The organism is Tistrella arctica (genome assembly GCF_039630945.1).
Classification (GTDB): domain Bacteria; phylum Pseudomonadota; class Alphaproteobacteria; order Tistrellales; family Tistrellaceae; genus Tistrella; species Tistrella bauzanensis.
Genome location: NZ_JBBKTV010000015.1, coordinates 87,982 through 104,923 on the forward strand (window position 1 = coordinate 87,982; position 16,942 = coordinate 104,923).

Sequence of the window (16,942 nt, forward strand, 5' to 3'; positions counted from 1 at the left end):
AGCCCCACACGCGGCCCGTCATCCGCCCCGCCATCCACAGCCCCGCCACGCCCAAAAAGGGCAGGGGGATCCGAGGGGGCCCACGGCCCCCTCGCCGCTTCCATCTTTCGGCTCACCCCCCAAGGGCTCCGAGCGGAAGCATCAGTGCCGCCGGCTGATAGAGGCGACCTGTGGTCAGCGGTCACTCCCAGGCCAGCCGCTCAGGGCCTGCTCGGCCACCGCCTGGAGAACCGCGCGAGGGAAACCGGCTTTTGCCTGTACGGCGATGCCGTGGGTCACCGCCATGACAAACGCGGCCAGGATGGCGCAGTCGGCGGTTTCCGGCAGGTCACCCTCGGCCTTCGCTCTCTCGAAGCGCGCGCGAAGCCGTGCTTCGCCGGTGGCCCGATAGGCGATCAGGGCCTGGCGGATGGGCTCGGCGGTGTCCGATCCGGCCAGCACGCCGTTGACGCCCAGGCAGCCTGTGCGGTCGGGATAGCGCGTGTTGAGGTCAACCGCGCCATGCAGGAAATGTGCTGCCACCTGACGTGCGCTGGACATCTCAAGCGCTTCCGGGAGATAGCCCAGATAGCGCTCGTGATAGCGCGCCAGAGCCTGACGGAAGAGCGATTCCTTGTTGCCGAAGGCCGAATAGAGGGCAGGCCGCTCAACGCCGGTCGCGTCGGTCAGATCGGCGTAGGACGTGCCCTCATAGCCTTTGCGCCAGAAGACGCACAGCGCGGCATCAAGGGCCTTCTCCACGCAAAATTCACGATGGCGTCCCATCAGATCAATCCGGCTGTTTTCATAACGATCATTACTAATCCACTTGACAGCCTGTGTCCATATTTCATACCAATCGTTATGGTAACGAACGTTATGATAAATGGGCAATGTCGCCCACCTTGGATCAGGCCGGGCCCTGGTCCTGCACAGAAAGGATTTTTCATGCAGACCCTGCTGAAGGGAAAGGTCGTGCTGATCACGGGCGGCTCGCGTGGACTTGGGGCCGCGACGGCGGAAGCCTTCGCCGAGCGCGGCGCGGATGTTGCGATCAGCTACGCCGCCTCGTCCGACAAGGCCGAGGCGGTCGTGGCGAAGTTGAGGGTGAAGGGCGCGCGCGCCATCGCGATCAAGAGCGATCAGGCCGACCTGTCCACCGCCAAGCCTCTGATCGACGCGGTGATCGCCGCATTCGGCAAGCTCGACATCCTCGTGAACAATGCCGGCATCGCAATCCAGGGCCAGCTCGTCGACGATCCCACGCTCGATGGAGCGGCATATAATCGCCAGTGGCAGGTCAATGTCATGGGCACCATCGCCAACACCCGTGCGGCGGCGCCCAGATTGAGCAATGGTGGCCGGATCATCTTTATCGGCTCGGGGCTCGGCTCTTTCGTTCCCTTCCCGGGTGTCGCCGATTATGCCGCAACGAAGTGGGCGCTGGCCGGATATGCCAAGGGCATCGCGCGCGATCTCGGCCCCCGGAACATCACCGTGAATGTCGTACAGCCCGGCATCATGCCCACGGACATGGCTTCGGACGTCGCCGGCGAGCTTCCGAACCGCGAGGCGATCCTGGACATGCATCCGATCCGCCGCATCGCAACCCTGGAAGAGGTGGCGGAAACCGTCTGCTTCCTCGCCGGACCGTCTGCGGGCTACATCAACGGTGAGACCATAAACATGACAGGCGGTTTCGGGATCTGAGAGAAGAGAAGGCCAGCGGTCTGAGGGGGCATCCCCATATCGGGACATCGGGACCCCCCTCGCCGCGCCCGTCTTCAGCCCCCCAGCACGATCATGTCATGCGGGGCGATGGCTTTCAGAAACGCCTCGTCATGGCTGACCACCAGCACGGCGCCGTCGTAAGCGGCCAGCGCCGTCTCCAGGGCTGCAATGGCATCCAGATCGAGGTGATTGGTCGGCTCATCCAGGATCAGCAGCATCGGGGGCGGTGTGGCCCCGAGCGTGCAGGCGAGCCCTGCGCGCAGGCGCTCGCCGCCGCTCAACTCACCCGTGCGGCGCAGGGCATGCCTGGCGCGGAAGCCGAAACGGGCCAGGGCCGCATGGGCCATATGCGCATCCGCGGCGGGATTCAGGTGCCGGAAGCTCTCATACACGGAGCGGGCGGGATCGAGCAACCCCGGATGCCGATCCAGCAGGGCGACGGGAACCGTCAGCGCCACCGTGCCGCGTTGCGGTAACAACTGGCCGGTGATCAGCTTGAGAAGCGTGGTCTTGCCGCAGCCATTCGGCCCGGCGATGGCAAGGCGCCGAGGCCCGGTGACGGTCAGCGACAGGTCGTGGATGAGCGGTCGGTCGGGATCATAGCCCCCCGTCACGCCGTCAAGCCGCAGCACCACCCTGCCCGGTGGCAGACCGGTCGGGGGGATATCCATATGGAGGGGTTGCAGAACCTCGATCTTCCGGCGGGCGGTTGCGAGCGCCGCGTCGACCGCCTCGCGCCGGCTGTCGCGCAGGCGCGCATCCGCTCCCCCCGATGCCTCGGCCCGGCCCCTGGCGGCATCCATCAGAATTTTCGGCTGATCGCCTTTCGCCCGCGCCCTTTGGCCGGCGCTGTCCTTGCGCGCCTTGCGCTCGGCCGCCTGCTGCGCGCGGCGGGCCATCTCGGCACGCGCCGCTTCCACCTGGGCGAGATCGCGGCGGGCGGCGTTGAGGTCGCTGTCCTTCTGCTGCCGGAAGGCGCTGTAATTGCCGCCATATCTGGCCACCCTCAGCGGGGTCAGCTCCACGATGGCGTCGACCGTGTCCAGCAGCGCGCGATCATGGCTGACGATGATCGCGGCGCCTTTCCAGTCCCGGATCAGGTCGATCACGGCCTGCCGACCGGCCCGGTCCAGATTGTTGGTCGGCTCGTCGAGCAGCAGGATGTCCGGCGCGGCAAAGATCAATGCTGCCAGAGCGGCGCGGATGCGCTGCCCGCCCGACAGCGAGGCCAGCCGGGTTTGCGGATCGGCCGACAGGCCACAGCGCAGCAGCGCCGCCTCGATCCGCGCAGGCAATGTCCAGTCCGCACGGCCGAGATCATCGGCATCGGCAAGCCCCGCTTCGGCCCGGCCGAGCCGTCCGAGGGCCGGGCGCACGCCGAACAGGTCGGCGATGGTCCAGGCCGGGTCTTCCAGCGCCTGCTGCCGCATGATCGCGATCGTGCCGGATATCCGCACCCGGCCGGAAGCCGGGCGCAGATCCCCCGCGATCAAACGCAGAAGCGTGGACTTTCCCGTGCCGTTGCGCCCGACGATGCCGGTGCGTTCGGCCCCGAAACGCAGGGTCAGCCCGGTGAAAAGCGGGGTGCCGTCAGGTGCGGCCCATGACAGATCGGACAGGGAAACAGAAGCAGACATAAGACAGACCATCTCGCAGCGATACCGAAGGGGTGAAGGCGGCGAGGATCAGGTCCATGTCGAAAGCGTCTCCTGTTATCGGATCATGTCGGGTTCAACATAAGGTATGTCAGGCCACGTGCAAGGGCAGGTGGGCCGCTGAGGCTCGGCATCCCGTCTGGCGGCCTATGCGAACTGCGCCACACCATGACCGACCGACCAGTTCTCTTTCGCGGACGGGATGATGGTCACGAAGACATCCTCCGGCCGGATACCGGGACTGGTGCCCAGCCGTTCGGCGATCCGCTGGAACAGGGTCTTTTTCTGCAGAGGGGTGCGGGTGTCGAACAGGGTGATCTGGATATAGACGAGGTCGTCGCCGCGGGCGATGCCGAAGGCGGCGCCATAGCGGAAACTGGCGGCGTCGTGTTCGGTGATGACCATGAACTGATCGTCTTCGGGCACGTCGAGCGCGTCGCGGAGCGCGCCATAAAGGCTGTCGCAGATCGCCTGGCGATAGGCAGCGGGCTTTCCGGCACGCAGGGAGATGTGGGAGAACGGCATTGTCGGCCCCTTTCGGTTGTGTCCTGGGCTTTACACTAGGGGCCGTTCATCTATTTTAGAACACGATGGATTTTGATATCAGTGATGATGATTGAAAATGATAGAGCGGCCGCTTGACCTGGATGCCGTCCAGGCTTTCCTCCATATCGCCGAGCTTGGCAGCTTTACCCGCGCGGCCGATGCCATGCGGACCACGCAATCGGCCGTCAGCCTGAAGCTGAAGCGGCTGGAGGAACGGCTTGGCTGCCGGCTGGTCGAGCGGACGCCGCGCTCGGTGGAGCTTTCGGCGCAAGGGGCGGCGTTCCTCGACCGCGCCCGTGACCTGCTGGCGGCGCATCAGCGCGCGGTCACGGTGTTTGCCGGCGCGCGTCAGCGCCTGACCATCGGCATCAGCGATCATGTCGCCGGACCGGAGCTGCCGGCGCTGATCGCACGCATGAACGCGCAGGATCCCAAGCTGCTGATCGACATCCGGATCGGGTCTTCGGGCGAGCTGCTGCAGCGTTTCGACCGGCGGGAACTGGATGCGGCGATCGTCCGCCTGCATGCCGGGCGCAGCGATGGCCAGCTTCTGGCCGAGGAAAAATTCGGCTGGTATGCGGCCGCCGGCTGGCAGTGCCGTGCCGGCGAGCCGCTGCCGGTGGCGACCATGCCCGAACCCTGCGGCGTGCGCGGGCTGGCGGCGCAATTGCTCGATGACGCGGGCCTGCCCTGGACGGAGGTTTTCGTGGGTGGCGGGGTCGCGGCGGTCTCGGCGGCGGTGATGGCCGGGTTGGGCGTCGCGGCGCTGGCGCGGCGCATGCTGCCCTTCGGTGCGGTCGATGTCGGCCCCCGGCTGGGCCTGCCCGACCTGCCGCACCTGCCGGTTCTGCTTCATGCCCGGGTGGCGGACGGTCGCGCGGGCGATGCGCTCGCGGCCCTGGCGGCTGCCTATGGAAGCGTGGTGCGGGACCAGGGGCCGTCGTCTATCCGGCCTTAACCAAAGTCGGGCCTTAACCAAAGTCGGGCCTTAACCAAAGTCGGGGCGGCGCTTTTCCAGAAAGGCGGCGAGACCTTCCGCGGCTTCCGGTCCGAAGCGCGCGAGATTGATCGCCCGCGCCTCATCGTCGAGCTGTGCTGCAAGGCCGCTGACCTCGGCTGCGCCGATCAGCCGCTTGATCGTGCCCAGGGCGGCAGACGGACCGGCGGCCAGACGCGCCGCCAGATCGAGCGCCCTGGCACGGGCCTGCCCCTGGGGGACCAGATGGTTCACGAGCCCCGCCGCCGCCAGCCGTTCGGCGGGGACCGATTGGCCGAACATGCAGATCTCGTTCACCATCTGCCGGGGAAGGGCGCGGCGCAGAAAATAAGTTGCACCACCGTCGGGACTGAGCCCCACCCGGACATAGGCCGCCGAGAAAACGGCGGTTTCGCTGGCAACGATCAGGTCGCAGGCCAGACACAGCGAGAATCCCGCACCGGAGGCGCCGCCTTCGACCGCCGCGATCACGGGTTTGGTGCCGTCCGTGACCGCCTTGATCATCGCGTTCAGCCTGTCGGTGTTGCCGGTCACGGCGGACAGCGATGACTGCCCGCTGGCCTTCAGCGCCCGCACATTGCCGCCCGAGGAAAAGAACCCGCCCGCACCGGTCAGGACGATCGCGCGCACATCGGGGTCCTGCTCCGCGTCGAGCAGATGCGCCTGTACGCTGACATAGACGTCAGGTCCCAGCGCATTGCGCGTCTGGGCACCGTCCAGAGTGAGTGTCGCAACGCCGTCCCGCCGGTCTATCAGGACATGTGTCACCTGATCGCTCATTCCACGCTCCTTCTCGCTCGGCGGAATGATGGGCCATGGCGGCTAAAAACGCAAATAAATGAATCAATACCAATATCATTCGAAATAACGGAACATTGTGGCACTTATAGGTGAATATATGGAGAGGTGCCATGACGAGAGACACCGGGCAGGGGCCGCTTTCAGGTCTGCGTGTGCTGGACATCGCAACGATCATCGCCGGGCCCATGGCGGCCACGATGATGGCCGATTTCGGCGCGGAGGTTATCAAGCTGGAACTGCCCGGCATAGGCGACGGCCTGCGTGGATTCCCGCCCCTGAAAGGGCAGAAATCGCTGTGGTGGAAGGTCACCAACCGGGGCAAGTATTTCGGGACGCTCGACCTGCGTCACGAGGAGGGCAAGGCGTTGTTCCTGCGCCTCGTCGCACAGAGCGACGTCGTCGTGGAGAATTTCCGTCCCGGCACCCTGGAACGCTGGGGCCTGGATATCGAGACGCTTTGGGCGGCGAACCCCCGCCTCGTGGTTCTGCGGCTCAGCGGGTTCGGCCAGGATGGCCCCTATCGCGAGATGTCGGGCCTTGCCCGGATATTCGAGGCGATGGGCGGGCTGACCGCGATTTCGGGTGATGCGGACCGCCCGCCGATGCACACCGGCTATCCCATCGGCGATCCGGTCGGCGGGTTGTTCGGTGCGTTCGCGATCATGGCAGCACTCTGGCGGGTCGCGCAGGATGAGCGTGAGGCCGGCGAGGAGATCGACCTGTCCCTGACCGAAAGCCTGCTGCGCATCATCGAGGTGCTGGCGATCGAATACGATCAGCTTGGCGCGGTGCGCGAGCGGGCGGGCAACCGGAACCTCTATTCGGCGCCATCCGACGTCTATCTGACCGCCGACAAACGCTATGTGACGGTGGCGGGCAGCACGGCGCGGACCTTTGCCAACAATGCACGGGCCATCGGCCGTCCGGACCTGATCGACGATCCGCGGTTCTGCGACAACACGTCGCGGGTGGCACACGTGGCCGAACTCGATCGCATCTTCGGCGGCTGGATCGCCGCGCATACGCAGGATGAAGCGGTCGCGGCATTTCGCGCCACCGGCGGCACGCTGGCGCCGATCTATTCCATCGACCAGATTTTCGCCGACCCGCATTTCATCGCGCGGGGAACCATCGCGACCGTCGAGGATGAGGATTTCGGCGCGGTGCGGATGCAGGGGCTGGTTCCGCGTTTTCGCAACAATCCAGGGCGGATCCGCTGGGCAGCCAAGGGGATCGCCGCCGACAACGATTACGTCTATAGAGAACTCCTGGGCCTCGACGACTCGGAAATCGAGGGCTTCAAGGCAAGGGGTATCATATGACCATAGCGCAGGACGCGTCGGAACAGACGGAGGATCAACAGGCAGTCTCCGAAGGTGGCCCCGACGCATCTCTCTCGTCCACGCTCATGCGGGGCATCGAGATCCTTCAGTGCTTCTCGTCGTTAGAACAGGAACTGTCCAATGCCGATATCGCGCGCCGCATGGGGCTGAAGCGCCCGACGGTGTCGCGCCTGTGCAAGACGCTGCTGCATATGGGATATCTGCGCAAGACGCAGAAAGGCGCATTCCGGCTGGCACCGCAACTGCTGTCCCTGACCTATCCCGTGCTGGCCACGATGCCGTGGCGGCACAATGTCGGTGGTCCGATGCGCGAGATTGCCGAGATGTGTTCCGGCAATGCGTCCGTCGGGGTGATGTCGGGCACGTCCTTCGTTCACGTCCAGACCGCCGGCATCCCGCCGGGCTGGCCGCATGTTCCCGATATCGGCCAGACCGGGCCATTGCTCCATTCCGCCCTGGGCTGGTCGCTGCTGTCGATGCTGGGCGCCCGCGACTATGACGAGAAGATCACCGAAATCCAGGCCCGCCACGGGCAGGACTATGAGGACTCCCGCGCGGTGATGGAGGCGGCGGTCGCGCGCTGCCGGTCGGAAGGGTTCTGCGTCTCCTATGGGGACTGGCGGCCGGACCTTGTGGCTGCCGGGGCACCTCTCGGGCAGACCAAAGACGGCCTGTGGGTGGCGATCGCCTGCGCCGTGCCGCGCTACCGGGCCGTCGCGGATTATTTCGAAGCGGATCTCGGCCCGCGCCTGGCCGAGGCGGCGGCTTCCATACGGTTGTCGGGCGTTTTCAGACTGTGATCCGGCACGGCCTGACCGTCCCGGGCTCATTGCCGGGTCAGGCGGGCCAAACGGCATATTGCAGAGATACCCAATGGCCCCGCGTATTTCATTTCATATATTCAAACGAATACGTCAGAATGACCATTAATTAGAAAATACATTGAAGGGAGGCAGACCGTGTGCAAGTCTTTTCCCATACCGACCGCCTCAGTGTCGGATGACTTGGGAGGAGACGATGCGAAAGATTGTTTTCGCTGCCGCCATGTGCCTTGCGGCACCCGCTGTGCACGCGGCCGACTTCGATCTGCCCCGTCAGATCGCCTGGACGGCCTATGGCACCGGCTCGGCCGGCTATAACGAAGCGGTTGCCATTGGTGCGGCGTTGCAGGATGAGGCGGATATCAACCTTCGTATCCTGCCTGCGGGCAATGACGTGTCCAGAATGGAACCCTTGCGTCAGGGCAAGGTGCAGTTCTCGCTGAACGGCATTGGCGTATACCTCGCGCAGGAAGGTGTGCTGGCCTTCGGCAGCGAGAGCTGGGGCCCGCAGAAGATCCGGACGCTGGCCACCAATTCCGGCGGTGGCGTCGCCATGTCCATCGGTGTGGCCCGAGAGGCCTGTGACCAGGTGGGCAAGCCCGATTGCAAGGGCTTCACCTATGCCGATGTCAGGGGCTTGCGGGTCGCCTACATCAAGGGCGCGCCGGCGCTGAACACCAATACCTCGTCCTGGCTGGCCTATGGCGGCCTGGATTGGGACGATGTGACGCTGGTGGAGTTCGGCGGGTTCGGTGCAGCCTGGAAAGGCATGGTCGACGGGTCTGTCGACGTGGCCTTCTCGTCGACCAACGCCGGTGTGACCTATGAGGCCGCGTCAAGCCCGCGCGGCCTGTTCTGGCCGCCGTTCGACCCCGCAGACGAGGACGCATTCAAACGTCTGACGACCGTCGCGCCTTACTACATCAAGTCCAAGGCCATGGTGGGCGCGAATATCGACGGCACCGGCGGGCGCGACATGGCGGCCTTTCCCTATCCGATCCTGATCGGATTGGACACCACCGACACCGACCTGGCCTACAACATGACCAAGGCCATGTTCAAACTGCTGCCGGTCTATTCAGGCAAGACCCCCGGCATCGAAGGCTGGGCGATGGAATTCCAGCAGTTCGAATGGGTGATCCCCTATCACGAGGGCGCGATCCGCTACTACAAGGAAGCAGGCGTTTGGTCGGATGCCGCACAGCAGCACAATGACAGGCTTGTCGCCCGGCAGAACGCCCTTGCCGCAGCCTGGGAAGACCTCAAGGCCGAGGCACCGGCGAACTGGGACGAGGTCTGGCCCGAGAAACGCCGCGCCGCGTTGAAGGCCGGGGGATTCCAGGTCGCGTTCTGAAGACGGCGGGGCGGGGACCGTTTCCCGCCCGAACTGCTTCCTGACGGCTCGAACAGCAGGAAAATGCAGATGAGCGACGGGTCCGGCAACAGCCTTTCGACAAAAGCCATTGAAGACGAGATCGCGAACGAGGCGCTGTCGTTTCCGCCGATAGCCAGATGGTATATCGGCCTTGCGACGGTGGCGGCCATCGCGCTGTCGATCCAGCAACTGTTCAACCTGCGCATCGGCGGCTACGCGATGCTGGAGGGCATGTATCTCTACCTCCTCGCGGGCATCTTCCTGTCCGTGACGTTTCTGGGCTTTCGCATCACCGGACGGCGCTCGACGGACATCCCATGGTATGACTGGCTGCTGTGCGGTGCGACGCTTTTCGTTGGCGGTTATTTCGCCGCGACGACGGACGAAAGCCTGAACAACGGGTGGGAATATGCCACCCCCGAGACGGCGACATGGTTCTCCATCGTCTTTTACGCATTGATTCTTGAAGGCACGCGACGGGCGGGGGGGCACGTGTTGTTCGCCGTCGTGCTTGCCTTCTCGCTCTATCCAACCTTTGCCGAAAGCGTTCCGGATCCCCTGAGCGGCTTCACGCAGCCCTTCTCCGACGTCATCCCCTTCTTCATGATCTCGTCGGAGGCGTCCTTCGGCATTCCGATGCAGGCCTTCGGGACGCTGGTGATCGGCTTCATCCTGTTCGGCGCGGTGCTCCAGTACACGGGCGGCGGGCGTTTTTTCAACGATCTGGCAATGGCGCTTGTCGGGCAGTACCGGGGCGGGGCCGGCAAGGTTTCGATCTTCGCCTCCGGATTCATGGGGTCGATGTCGGGTTCCGTCATCTCGAACGTCCTGACAACCGGCGCGGTGTCGATTCCGGCGATGAAGGCCAGCGGCTTCTCGGCCCGCTTTGCCGCGGCAACCGAAGCCTGCGCGTCGACCGGGGGCGTCCTGATGCCGCCGATCATGGGGGCCACGGCCTTTGTCATGGCGTCATGGCTGGGCCTGCCCTACACCCAGATCATGCTGGCGGCGGCGATCCCCTCGGCACTCTATTACTTCGGACTGTTCGTGCAGATCGACGCCTATTCGGCGCGGCGGGGTCTGATGGGCCTCAACCGCGCGGACCTTCCCAGGAATGGCGACACAATCCGGGACGGGTGGCCCTATATCCTGGTCTTTGTGCTGCTGATCGTTCTGATGACGGCGTTCCGGTGGGAAACCACGGCGCCGTTCTATGCCGTGGCGCTTCTGCTGGTTGTCAACCAGTTCAGCAGGCGCGACAGGTTCACCCGATCCGGCTTCGCCGACATGATCATCTCCGTCGGTCGCACGCTTTCCGAGATCGTGTCGATTCTGCTCGGCATCGGCATGATCGTCGGCGCGTTTCAGGCGACGGGCCTGACGGGCCCGCTGGCGAACGAGCTTGTCCATGCGGCGGGCAGCTCGACAATCATGCTGCTGCTGATGGGCGCCCTTACGTCCTTCATCTTCGGAATGGGGATGACGGTGACCGCCTGCTACATCTTCCTTGCCGTGGTGCTGGCGCCAGCGCTGGTTCAGGCGGGGCTGAACGAGCTGGCGGTGCATCTGTTCATTCTCTATTGGGGGATGGTCAGCTTCATCACGCCGCCCGTGGCGCTTGGTGCGTTTTCCGCGGCGACGCTGGCCGGCGCCAACCCGATGGCATCCGCGTGGCAGGCGACGCGGCTGGGGGTGGTGATCTATGTGATCCCCTTCTTCTTCGTGCTGAACCCGGCCCTGATCGGGCAGGGATCGATGCCGCAGGTCGCGATGGCGGTGAGCTGCGCCTTCCTCGGCATCTGGTTCATTGCCGCCGGAATGCAGGGTTATCTGGCCTTCGTCGGTTCCCTGGGAGAGGGCCTGGTCTCGATCGCGATGCGCCTGCTGCTCGTGCTGTCGGGTCTGATGATCGCCGCCCCGTTCGGCGGGATCCTTGGCCTGAGCCCGATCGAGCTGTCGCTGGCCGGGCTTTTCCTGGCGGCCCTTCCCGCCGCCTTCGCGTGGCGGCTCGGCGCTCTGGCCTCACCGCGTAAAAGAACCGCCGACTGACGGTCTGAAACAACCGCCTGCGCGGGGGAGGCGCGGACGATCTTGAGGGAGGAGAGAGATCATGCAGATATCCATCAGGGCCCTGACATTCGGGATCGCGATGGCGCTGGCGACAACGGCGGCAGCCGGGGATCTGCCGACCGTCGAACCGGAAACCGTCGGTCTGTCCCGGGACAGGCTTGAGCGGATCGACACCATGCTTCAGGGCCGTATCGATGCGGGCGACTTTCCCGGCGCGGTTCTTCTGGTGTCGCGCCACGGAAAGATCGCGCATCTTTCGGCCCTGGGCAGTCTTGCCGAGGGCGGCGGACCGATGCCCGAGGACGGGATCTTCCGCATCTATTCGATGACCAAGCCGATCACCTCGGTTGTGGCGCTGAGCCTTGTCGAGGAGGGCAAGCTCGATCTGAACGCCCCGGTCTCGCGTTACCTGCCCGAGTTTTCGCAGATGACGGTCGCCACGGGAACGGCGGGCGACGGCACGATCCAGACCGAGCCCGCGAAGAAGGCGATCACGATACTCGATCTGATGCGCCACACGGCCGGGCTGACCTACGGGTTCTTCGGAACCGGCCCCGCGCGTGAGGCGCTGAAGGCGCAGAACCCCGGCAACGGAGACAAGACCAATCGCGCGGTCGCGCAGGTGCTGGGCGGGCTGCCGCTTGAGTATCAGCCGGGCACGACATGGGAATACAGCCGCGCGACCGATGTTCTGGGGGCGGTGATCGAAGTCGTCGATGGTCGCAGCCTCGGCGCTTCCATGCGGGCGCGCGTCCTTGGGCCACTGGGGATGGAGCATACCGGCTTCAGCGTGGATGATGTGCAAGCCCAGGCCCAGATCGCGGAACCGAATAACGACGACCGGATGATCGGGAATATCGCGGTCTTCGACCCGCGAGAGCGGCGGCCCTTCGAAACCGGCGGCGGGGGCCTTGTCTCGACCGCAGGCGACTATGCCAGGTTCATGCACATGCTGATGAACGGCGGCGAGCACGACGGAGCGCGGATTCTCTCCCCCTTTACCGTGAACTACATGCTGACCGATCAGTTGGACGGGATAGCCAAGGGCAAATACTACCTGCCCGGCAGCAGCTATGGTTTCGGGCTTGGCGTCGCGGTCCGCCGCACGGCGGGCGGGATGTCGCAGATGGGCAGCGTGGGCGATTTCTTCTGGGGCGGCGCGGCCGGCACCTACATGATGGGAGATCCCGCCGAAGACCTCTTCATCATCTGCATGCTGCAATCGCCCTCAACCGGCACCACCATCCGCCCCATGCTGCGTAACATGGTCTATGCCGCGCTCAGCGACATTCAGGCGACGTCCGGTGAGGGCTCGCCGACAGCGGCCTTGCAGCGGTAAGACCTGCGACGGAACAGTCGGCCGCGACGGGGCCGGCCCGGCTTGGGCCGGTTCCTGTGGCATTGAGACGAGATCATGACCGGGTGCTGGTTTTCGGAGGAGATCCGAAGGCCTGTCGAAAAGCGTGGGCAAACGCGCTTTGTGAGGTATAGCCGACCTCATTCGCCACATGGGCGATCGTGGTATCGCCGCGTATCAGTGCCGCACGCGCGATGGTCAGGCGCCATGTCCGCACATATGCGAGCGGCGGCCTGCCAACACGGCGCGTAAACTCGGCGGAGAAGGCCGCGCGCGACATGCCGGCCACGCCGGCGAGCCGGGCCACGGTCCATGGCTGCGCGACATCCTGGTGGATGGCACGGAGCGCCCGGCCGAGCCGGGCGTCCGAAAGCGCGCCGAGCCATCCCATGCCGCTCTGCCCGGCGCTGCCGGCACAGGCGCGGATCGCCTCCACCACCAGCACGTCGGCGAGCCGGGCGCTCACGATCTCGCCTCCCATCATATCCCGCTCGATCTCGTTGCTGATCAGGGCGAGGACCGTCGCGATCGCGCAGGATCCGGGCGAGGATCGCGGCACGATCATGAATGCCGGCAGCATGTCGAGCAGGAAGTCCGCATCCGCGGCTGCGAAGGTGACCGTGCCGCCGATCCCGATCGTATCGTCTCCGCCGATGCGCGCCACGTCGCAGCCGGGGCCATCGTAGAGGGACTGTCCATCGATCGGCGTCACGTCGAGGTCGCTGGCCACCGTATATGCGGTGCGTCCGATCAGACAGACATCCCCTTCGCTCAGACGTTGCGAGGGGAGCCCCGGCACCAGCATCCAATGGCTGCCGCGCAGCAGCGCGACGAATTTGAGCCGGTCGATGGCCGGAAACGCCAAGGCCCATCGCCCCGCCGCCGCGATGCGGGTTCGCCGGGTCACCCTTGCGCCCAGAACGTCGAGAACGTCCGACAGCGGGTCGCGGGTTATCTTGGACGATTGCGATAATGTCATAGACTACAGAGCATAGATGATCTTGAGGCCGTCGTATATTGTCTTCGTGAAGGAGATTGAAAATGAGCATCCAAGGTAAAGTTGTCATCATAACCGGAGCAAGCAGTGGGATCGGCCGCGCGACGGCGAGGCTGCTTGCGGAGCACGGCGCGTTCGTTGTGCTGGGCGCTCGCAACGTGGCGTCGCTTGGGGCGGTTGTCGACGAGATCACCGCCGCCGGCGGCCGGGCGGCCTTCAAGAAGACCGATGTGCGTCATCGGCGCGACCTTGAAGAGCTTGTGGCGTTCGCGGTCGCGCGGGGCGGCCGGCTCGACGTCATCGTCAACAACGCCGGGGTCGGCCCGATCTCCCGCTTCGACGCGCTGCGCGTCGATGACTGGGATGCCATGATCGACGTGAATTTCCGGGGCACGCTTTACGGAATCGCTGCCGCCCTGCCGGTGTTCGCGCGCCAGGACAGCGGGCATGTGGTCAATGTCGTCTCGACGGCAGGCCTCCAGATCGTGCCGACCATGGGCGTCTATGCCGCGACCAAGAACGCGGTGCGCACCGCGACCGAAGTCTTGAGGCAGGAGGCGGGGCCCAGGCTTCGCGTGACCGAGGTGTCGCCGGGCGTGATCGCCACCAGTTTCGGCGACACGATCACCGATCAGCCGACCAGGAAAATGATCGAAGAGCGCTTGGGCGGCATCGCGATTTCTCCCGATGCGGTCGCACGGGGCATCCTTTATGCCTTGGAGCAACCGCCCGAGGTCGACGTCGGCAGCATCGTCATTCGCCCGACCGCCCAAAGCTGATGTGTCTGCAACCCGCGCCGACAGACCTCACACCGGCGGCGGGTTGCGGTCGGACATGGTCCGGCGCTGATGCCAATAGGGATAGGCCGGCGTGGTATCGCTGGCGGCATCCAGCCGGGCGATCTGGTCGGCGGTGAGGGTGATGTCGGCGGCCGCGAGATTGTTGCGCAGTTGATCGGCATTGCGGGCGCCGATGACGATGCCCGAGATGCCGGGGCGTCCGAGGCACCAGGCGAGCGCGATCTGCGGCACGCTGTGGCCCGTCTCTGCCGCCAGGGCGTCGAGCACGTCGGTGACGGCATAGAGCCGGTCGTCGGGCACGGCCCAGGTGGCGTCGGTTGCGGCGCGGCTGTCGGCCGGGGCCGGGCGGTTGCGGCCGATCCTGCCGCTGAGCCTGGCGCCGGCGAGTGGGCTCCAGACCAGCGTGCCCACCGACTGGTCGAGGCCGAGCGGCATGAGTTCCCATTCGAAATCGCGCGCGACCAGAGAATAATAGACCTGATGCGATACCGGCCGCGGCAGGCCCAGACGATCGGCCGTGGCCAGCATCTTCATCAGGTGCCAGCCGGAATAATTCGACACACCGGCATAGCGGATCTTGCCGGCGCGGGTCAGGCTGTCGAGTGCGTGAAGCATCTCGTCCACCGGCGTCACCGCATCGAAGGCATGCAACTGGTAGAGGTCGATATAATCGGTGCCGAGCCGGCGCAGGCTGTCTTCGCAGGAGCGGATGATCCGGGACCGCGCGGTGCCGACATCGTTGGGGCCGGGGCCCATCGCCATGCCGGTCTTGGTGGCGATCAGCAGATCATGCCGCCGGCCGCGCACCGCCTGGCCCAGAATTTCCTCCGACAGCCCGCGGGAATAGCTGTCGGCGGTATCGAACATGGTGCAGCCGGCATCGCGCGCCAGATCGACCAGGGCGCTGGCCTCGCGGGCATCGGTTTCGCCCCATTTGCGGAAGAAGTCGGTGCCGCCGCCGAAGGTGGCGGTGCCGAGGATCAATGCCGGCACCTTCAGCCCTGATCCACCGAGTGTGCGGTACTGCATGACGGAGTCCTCCCCTGATTGTCTGCTTGCCACCAAGCAGACATGAGCCGGCGGCGCAGGTCACCCCGCAATTTTCTCAAAAATAGGGTGAGCGCCGTTCAACCAAGGGGCCTGCCGTCTGTCAGACGCCGAGCCGGTCGAGCAGGCCGGTGACCATCGGCCGATAGCCGGCGCCGAACAGCCTGAGATGGACCAGGGCCGGCCACAGCCGATAGGGTGTTTTTCAGTCCGACGGAATAGGAAGAAATTTCCCTTTTATGGGGATCTGCTTCAACATATGCGCGGGTGAAGGAAATCAGCCGACGTGACAGCACCTTTGCCGGAGCGTGTCGCGATAAAGGGTAGCGAGGTTACCTCATGACCTTGGCGACGCGATTGCGGCCGGAATCTCGATGAAGCCAGACGTGATTGGGCGTGGTGTGATCTCATCGCTTCCGCCCGCTTCTTGAGTTACCGGTTCAAGGCTAGTGCCGGAAAGATGCCTGAAGCGTAGTTCCAGCGCAGCCGAAAGCGCGGGCAAAAGGACGACGCGATCAGGGTGCCATCGTACATGAAGGTTCCAAAATTTAATATTATTTCGGCACCTTTCCAGACTCTGTCTGCCTATGACGAGCGAATATCGTTTCCTTGAGTTCTGGAATACAATTGAGGCTGGAGACAAGAAAATGTCGGACTGGATTTACGTTGATAATTCAAACGTCTTTATCGAGGGCAAGCGCGTCAGTGCGGTGAAGGTCGGTATAGCGCTAAATATCCGGGACGCCTTTGAGCGCGGCATTCTCGATAATGCCTATCGAATGAGCTTCGGCAAACTCTACCGCTTCGTCGCTGGCAACAACAAAGCCGACACGGCACGTGCAATGCTGTTCGGCTCGCGCCCGCCGCAAAACGATGCGATATGGCAGATTGCCGAGCAGGCGGGCTTTGAGGTGATCGTCAAAGATCGTAATATTGCGAACAAGGAAAAAAAGATTGATACTGGCATCGTCGCGGCCATGATGCGCGATGCCTATAAAAATGCAAAAAATAAAGACGTATTCACCATCGTTTCGGGTGATAATGATTATGTACCCGCAGTCGAACAACTGCGTGAAGACGGCTTCCAAGTGGATGTAGTGTTTTGGGAGCATGCAGGTCGTGAGTTACGTGAGGCTGCAACGAACTTTATTCCGCTCGATCCACATTTGGACGCCTTGCGTGTCTAGCAGGCTGCTGAAGCCCGTCTGAAGATCGGATTGATCGCATGATCGGTAGTGGCGCCAACTGTCAGGTCATTTCCGTCTCAGTACAACCAGAGCGCTGGGCATGCGGGCGTCAAACTGTACAGAGAGGGTATTCGCCTGACAGTTCCGCCTCGGGAGCCGGGTTAAGCGGCGGTCGCCGCGATGGCTTTCGGGGTCGTGCGCTTCTGTTCCTTGGGTTGGGGTTTCAGGATGCCTTC

15 protein-coding genes and 1 pseudogene are annotated in these 16,942 nt (G+C 64.4%); 9 read left to right on the plus strand and 7 right to left on the minus strand.

Annotated elements, in window-relative coordinates; all coding sequences use genetic code 11:
* Positions 1–174 precede the first annotated feature (174 nt).
* Positions 175–765 (minus strand): TetR/AcrR family transcriptional regulator, encoded by a 591-nt coding sequence (locus tag WG924_RS25375; RefSeq protein ID WP_345935846.1) that lies wholly within the window; start codon positions 763–765, stop codon positions 175–177.
* A 162-nt stretch (positions 766–927) separates the two neighbouring features.
* On the opposite strand from WG924_RS25375, the gene WG924_RS25380 reads away from it, so the two are divergent.
* On the plus strand, positions 928–1,689 hold the full coding sequence (locus tag WG924_RS25380) for an SDR family NAD(P)-dependent oxidoreductase (protein ID WP_345935832.1): 762 nt from the start codon (positions 928–930) through the stop codon (positions 1,687–1,689).
* Between the two features lie 74 nt (positions 1,690–1,763).
* On the opposite strand, the gene WG924_RS25385 is transcribed toward WG924_RS25380, so the two are convergent.
* The gene (locus tag WG924_RS25385; RefSeq protein ID WP_345935833.1) at positions 1,764–3,347 is read right to left on the minus strand and encodes an ABC-F family ATP-binding cassette domain-containing protein; all 1,584 of its coding nucleotides are present in this window, start codon (positions 3,345–3,347) and stop codon (positions 1,764–1,766) included.
* A 165-nt stretch (positions 3,348–3,512) separates the two neighbouring features.
* A complete protein-coding gene (locus WG924_RS25390; protein WP_345935834.1) occupies positions 3,513–3,890 on the minus strand; it encodes a tautomerase family protein in 378 nt (125 codons plus the stop codon).
* Between the two features lie 97 nt (positions 3,891–3,987).
* Between WG924_RS25390 and WG924_RS25395 the strand changes: the two genes are divergently transcribed.
* Positions 3,988–4,869, plus strand: coding sequence for a LysR family transcriptional regulator (locus WG924_RS25395; protein ID WP_345935835.1), 882 nt, complete (start codon positions 3,988–3,990; stop codon positions 4,867–4,869).
* Between the two features lie 30 nt (positions 4,870–4,899).
* On the opposite strand, the gene WG924_RS25400 is transcribed toward WG924_RS25395, so the two are convergent.
* Positions 4,900–5,688: an oxepin-CoA hydrolase, alternative type gene (locus tag WG924_RS25400; protein WP_345935836.1), complete on the minus strand. Its 789-nt coding sequence runs from the start codon at positions 5,686–5,688 to the stop codon at positions 4,900–4,902.
* Positions 5,689–5,819: 131 nt separating this feature from the next.
* Here WG924_RS25400 and WG924_RS25405 point away from each other — a divergent pair, with 131 nt between their 5' ends.
* The 5 genes from WG924_RS25405 (at position 5,820) to WG924_RS25425 (ending at position 12,657) form a co-directional block, all read left to right on the plus strand.
* The gene (locus tag WG924_RS25405) at positions 5,820–7,031 is read left to right on the plus strand and encodes a CaiB/BaiF CoA transferase family protein (RefSeq protein ID WP_345935837.1); all 1,212 of its coding nucleotides are present in this window, start codon (positions 5,820–5,822) and stop codon (positions 7,029–7,031) included.
* Positions 7,028–7,852, plus strand: a complete 825-nt coding sequence (locus WG924_RS25410; protein ID WP_345935838.1) for an IclR family transcriptional regulator — start codon at positions 7,028–7,030, stop codon at positions 7,850–7,852. The genes WG924_RS25405 and WG924_RS25410 overlap by 4 nt, the downstream gene beginning before the upstream one ends.
* Before the next feature lie 217 nt (positions 7,853–8,069).
* Positions 8,070–9,227 carry a TAXI family TRAP transporter solute-binding subunit gene (locus WG924_RS25415; RefSeq protein ID WP_345935839.1) on the plus strand — a complete coding sequence of 386 codons (1,158 nt, stop codon included), beginning with the start codon at positions 8,070–8,072 and terminating at the stop codon, positions 9,225–9,227.
* A 69-nt stretch (positions 9,228–9,296) separates the two neighbouring features.
* Positions 9,297–11,297 (plus strand): TRAP transporter permease, encoded by a 2,001-nt coding sequence (locus WG924_RS25420; protein ID WP_345935840.1) that lies wholly within the window; start codon positions 9,297–9,299, stop codon positions 11,295–11,297.
* 100 nt (positions 11,298–11,397) lie between these two features.
* Complete coding sequence (locus tag WG924_RS25425) at positions 11,398–12,657, plus strand: serine hydrolase domain-containing protein (RefSeq protein WP_345935847.1); 1,260 nt, start codon at positions 11,398–11,400, stop codon at positions 12,655–12,657.
* 73 nt (positions 12,658–12,730) lie between these two features.
* On the opposite strand, the gene WG924_RS25430 is transcribed toward WG924_RS25425, so the two are convergent.
* Positions 12,731–13,654, minus strand: a complete 924-nt coding sequence (locus WG924_RS25430; RefSeq protein WP_345935841.1) for an AraC family transcriptional regulator — start codon at positions 13,652–13,654, stop codon at positions 12,731–12,733.
* Positions 13,655–13,716: 62 nt separating this feature from the next.
* Here WG924_RS25430 and WG924_RS25435 point away from each other — a divergent pair, with 62 nt between their 5' ends.
* Entirely contained in the window at positions 13,717–14,451 is a 735-nt protein-coding gene (locus WG924_RS25435; protein ID WP_345935842.1) for an SDR family oxidoreductase, read from the plus strand.
* A 27-nt stretch (positions 14,452–14,478) separates the two neighbouring features.
* On the opposite strand, the gene WG924_RS25440 is transcribed toward WG924_RS25435, so the two are convergent.
* Together WG924_RS25440 and WG924_RS25445 are read right to left on the minus strand one after the other, a co-directional pair.
* On the minus strand, positions 14,479–15,501 hold the full coding sequence (locus WG924_RS25440; RefSeq protein ID WP_345935843.1) for an aldo/keto reductase: 1,023 nt from the start codon (positions 15,499–15,501) through the stop codon (positions 14,479–14,481).
* Between the two features lie 121 nt (positions 15,502–15,622).
* Positions 15,623–15,715: pseudogene (locus WG924_RS25445) on the minus strand (fructosamine kinase family protein); the annotation flags it as partial.
* Between the two features lie 391 nt (positions 15,716–16,106).
* Here WG924_RS25445 and WG924_RS25450 point away from each other — a divergent pair.
* Entirely contained in the window at positions 16,107–16,706 is a 600-nt protein-coding gene (locus WG924_RS25450) for an NYN domain-containing protein (protein ID WP_345935844.1), read from the plus strand.
* The last annotated feature ends 236 nt before the right edge of the window (positions 16,707–16,942 follow it).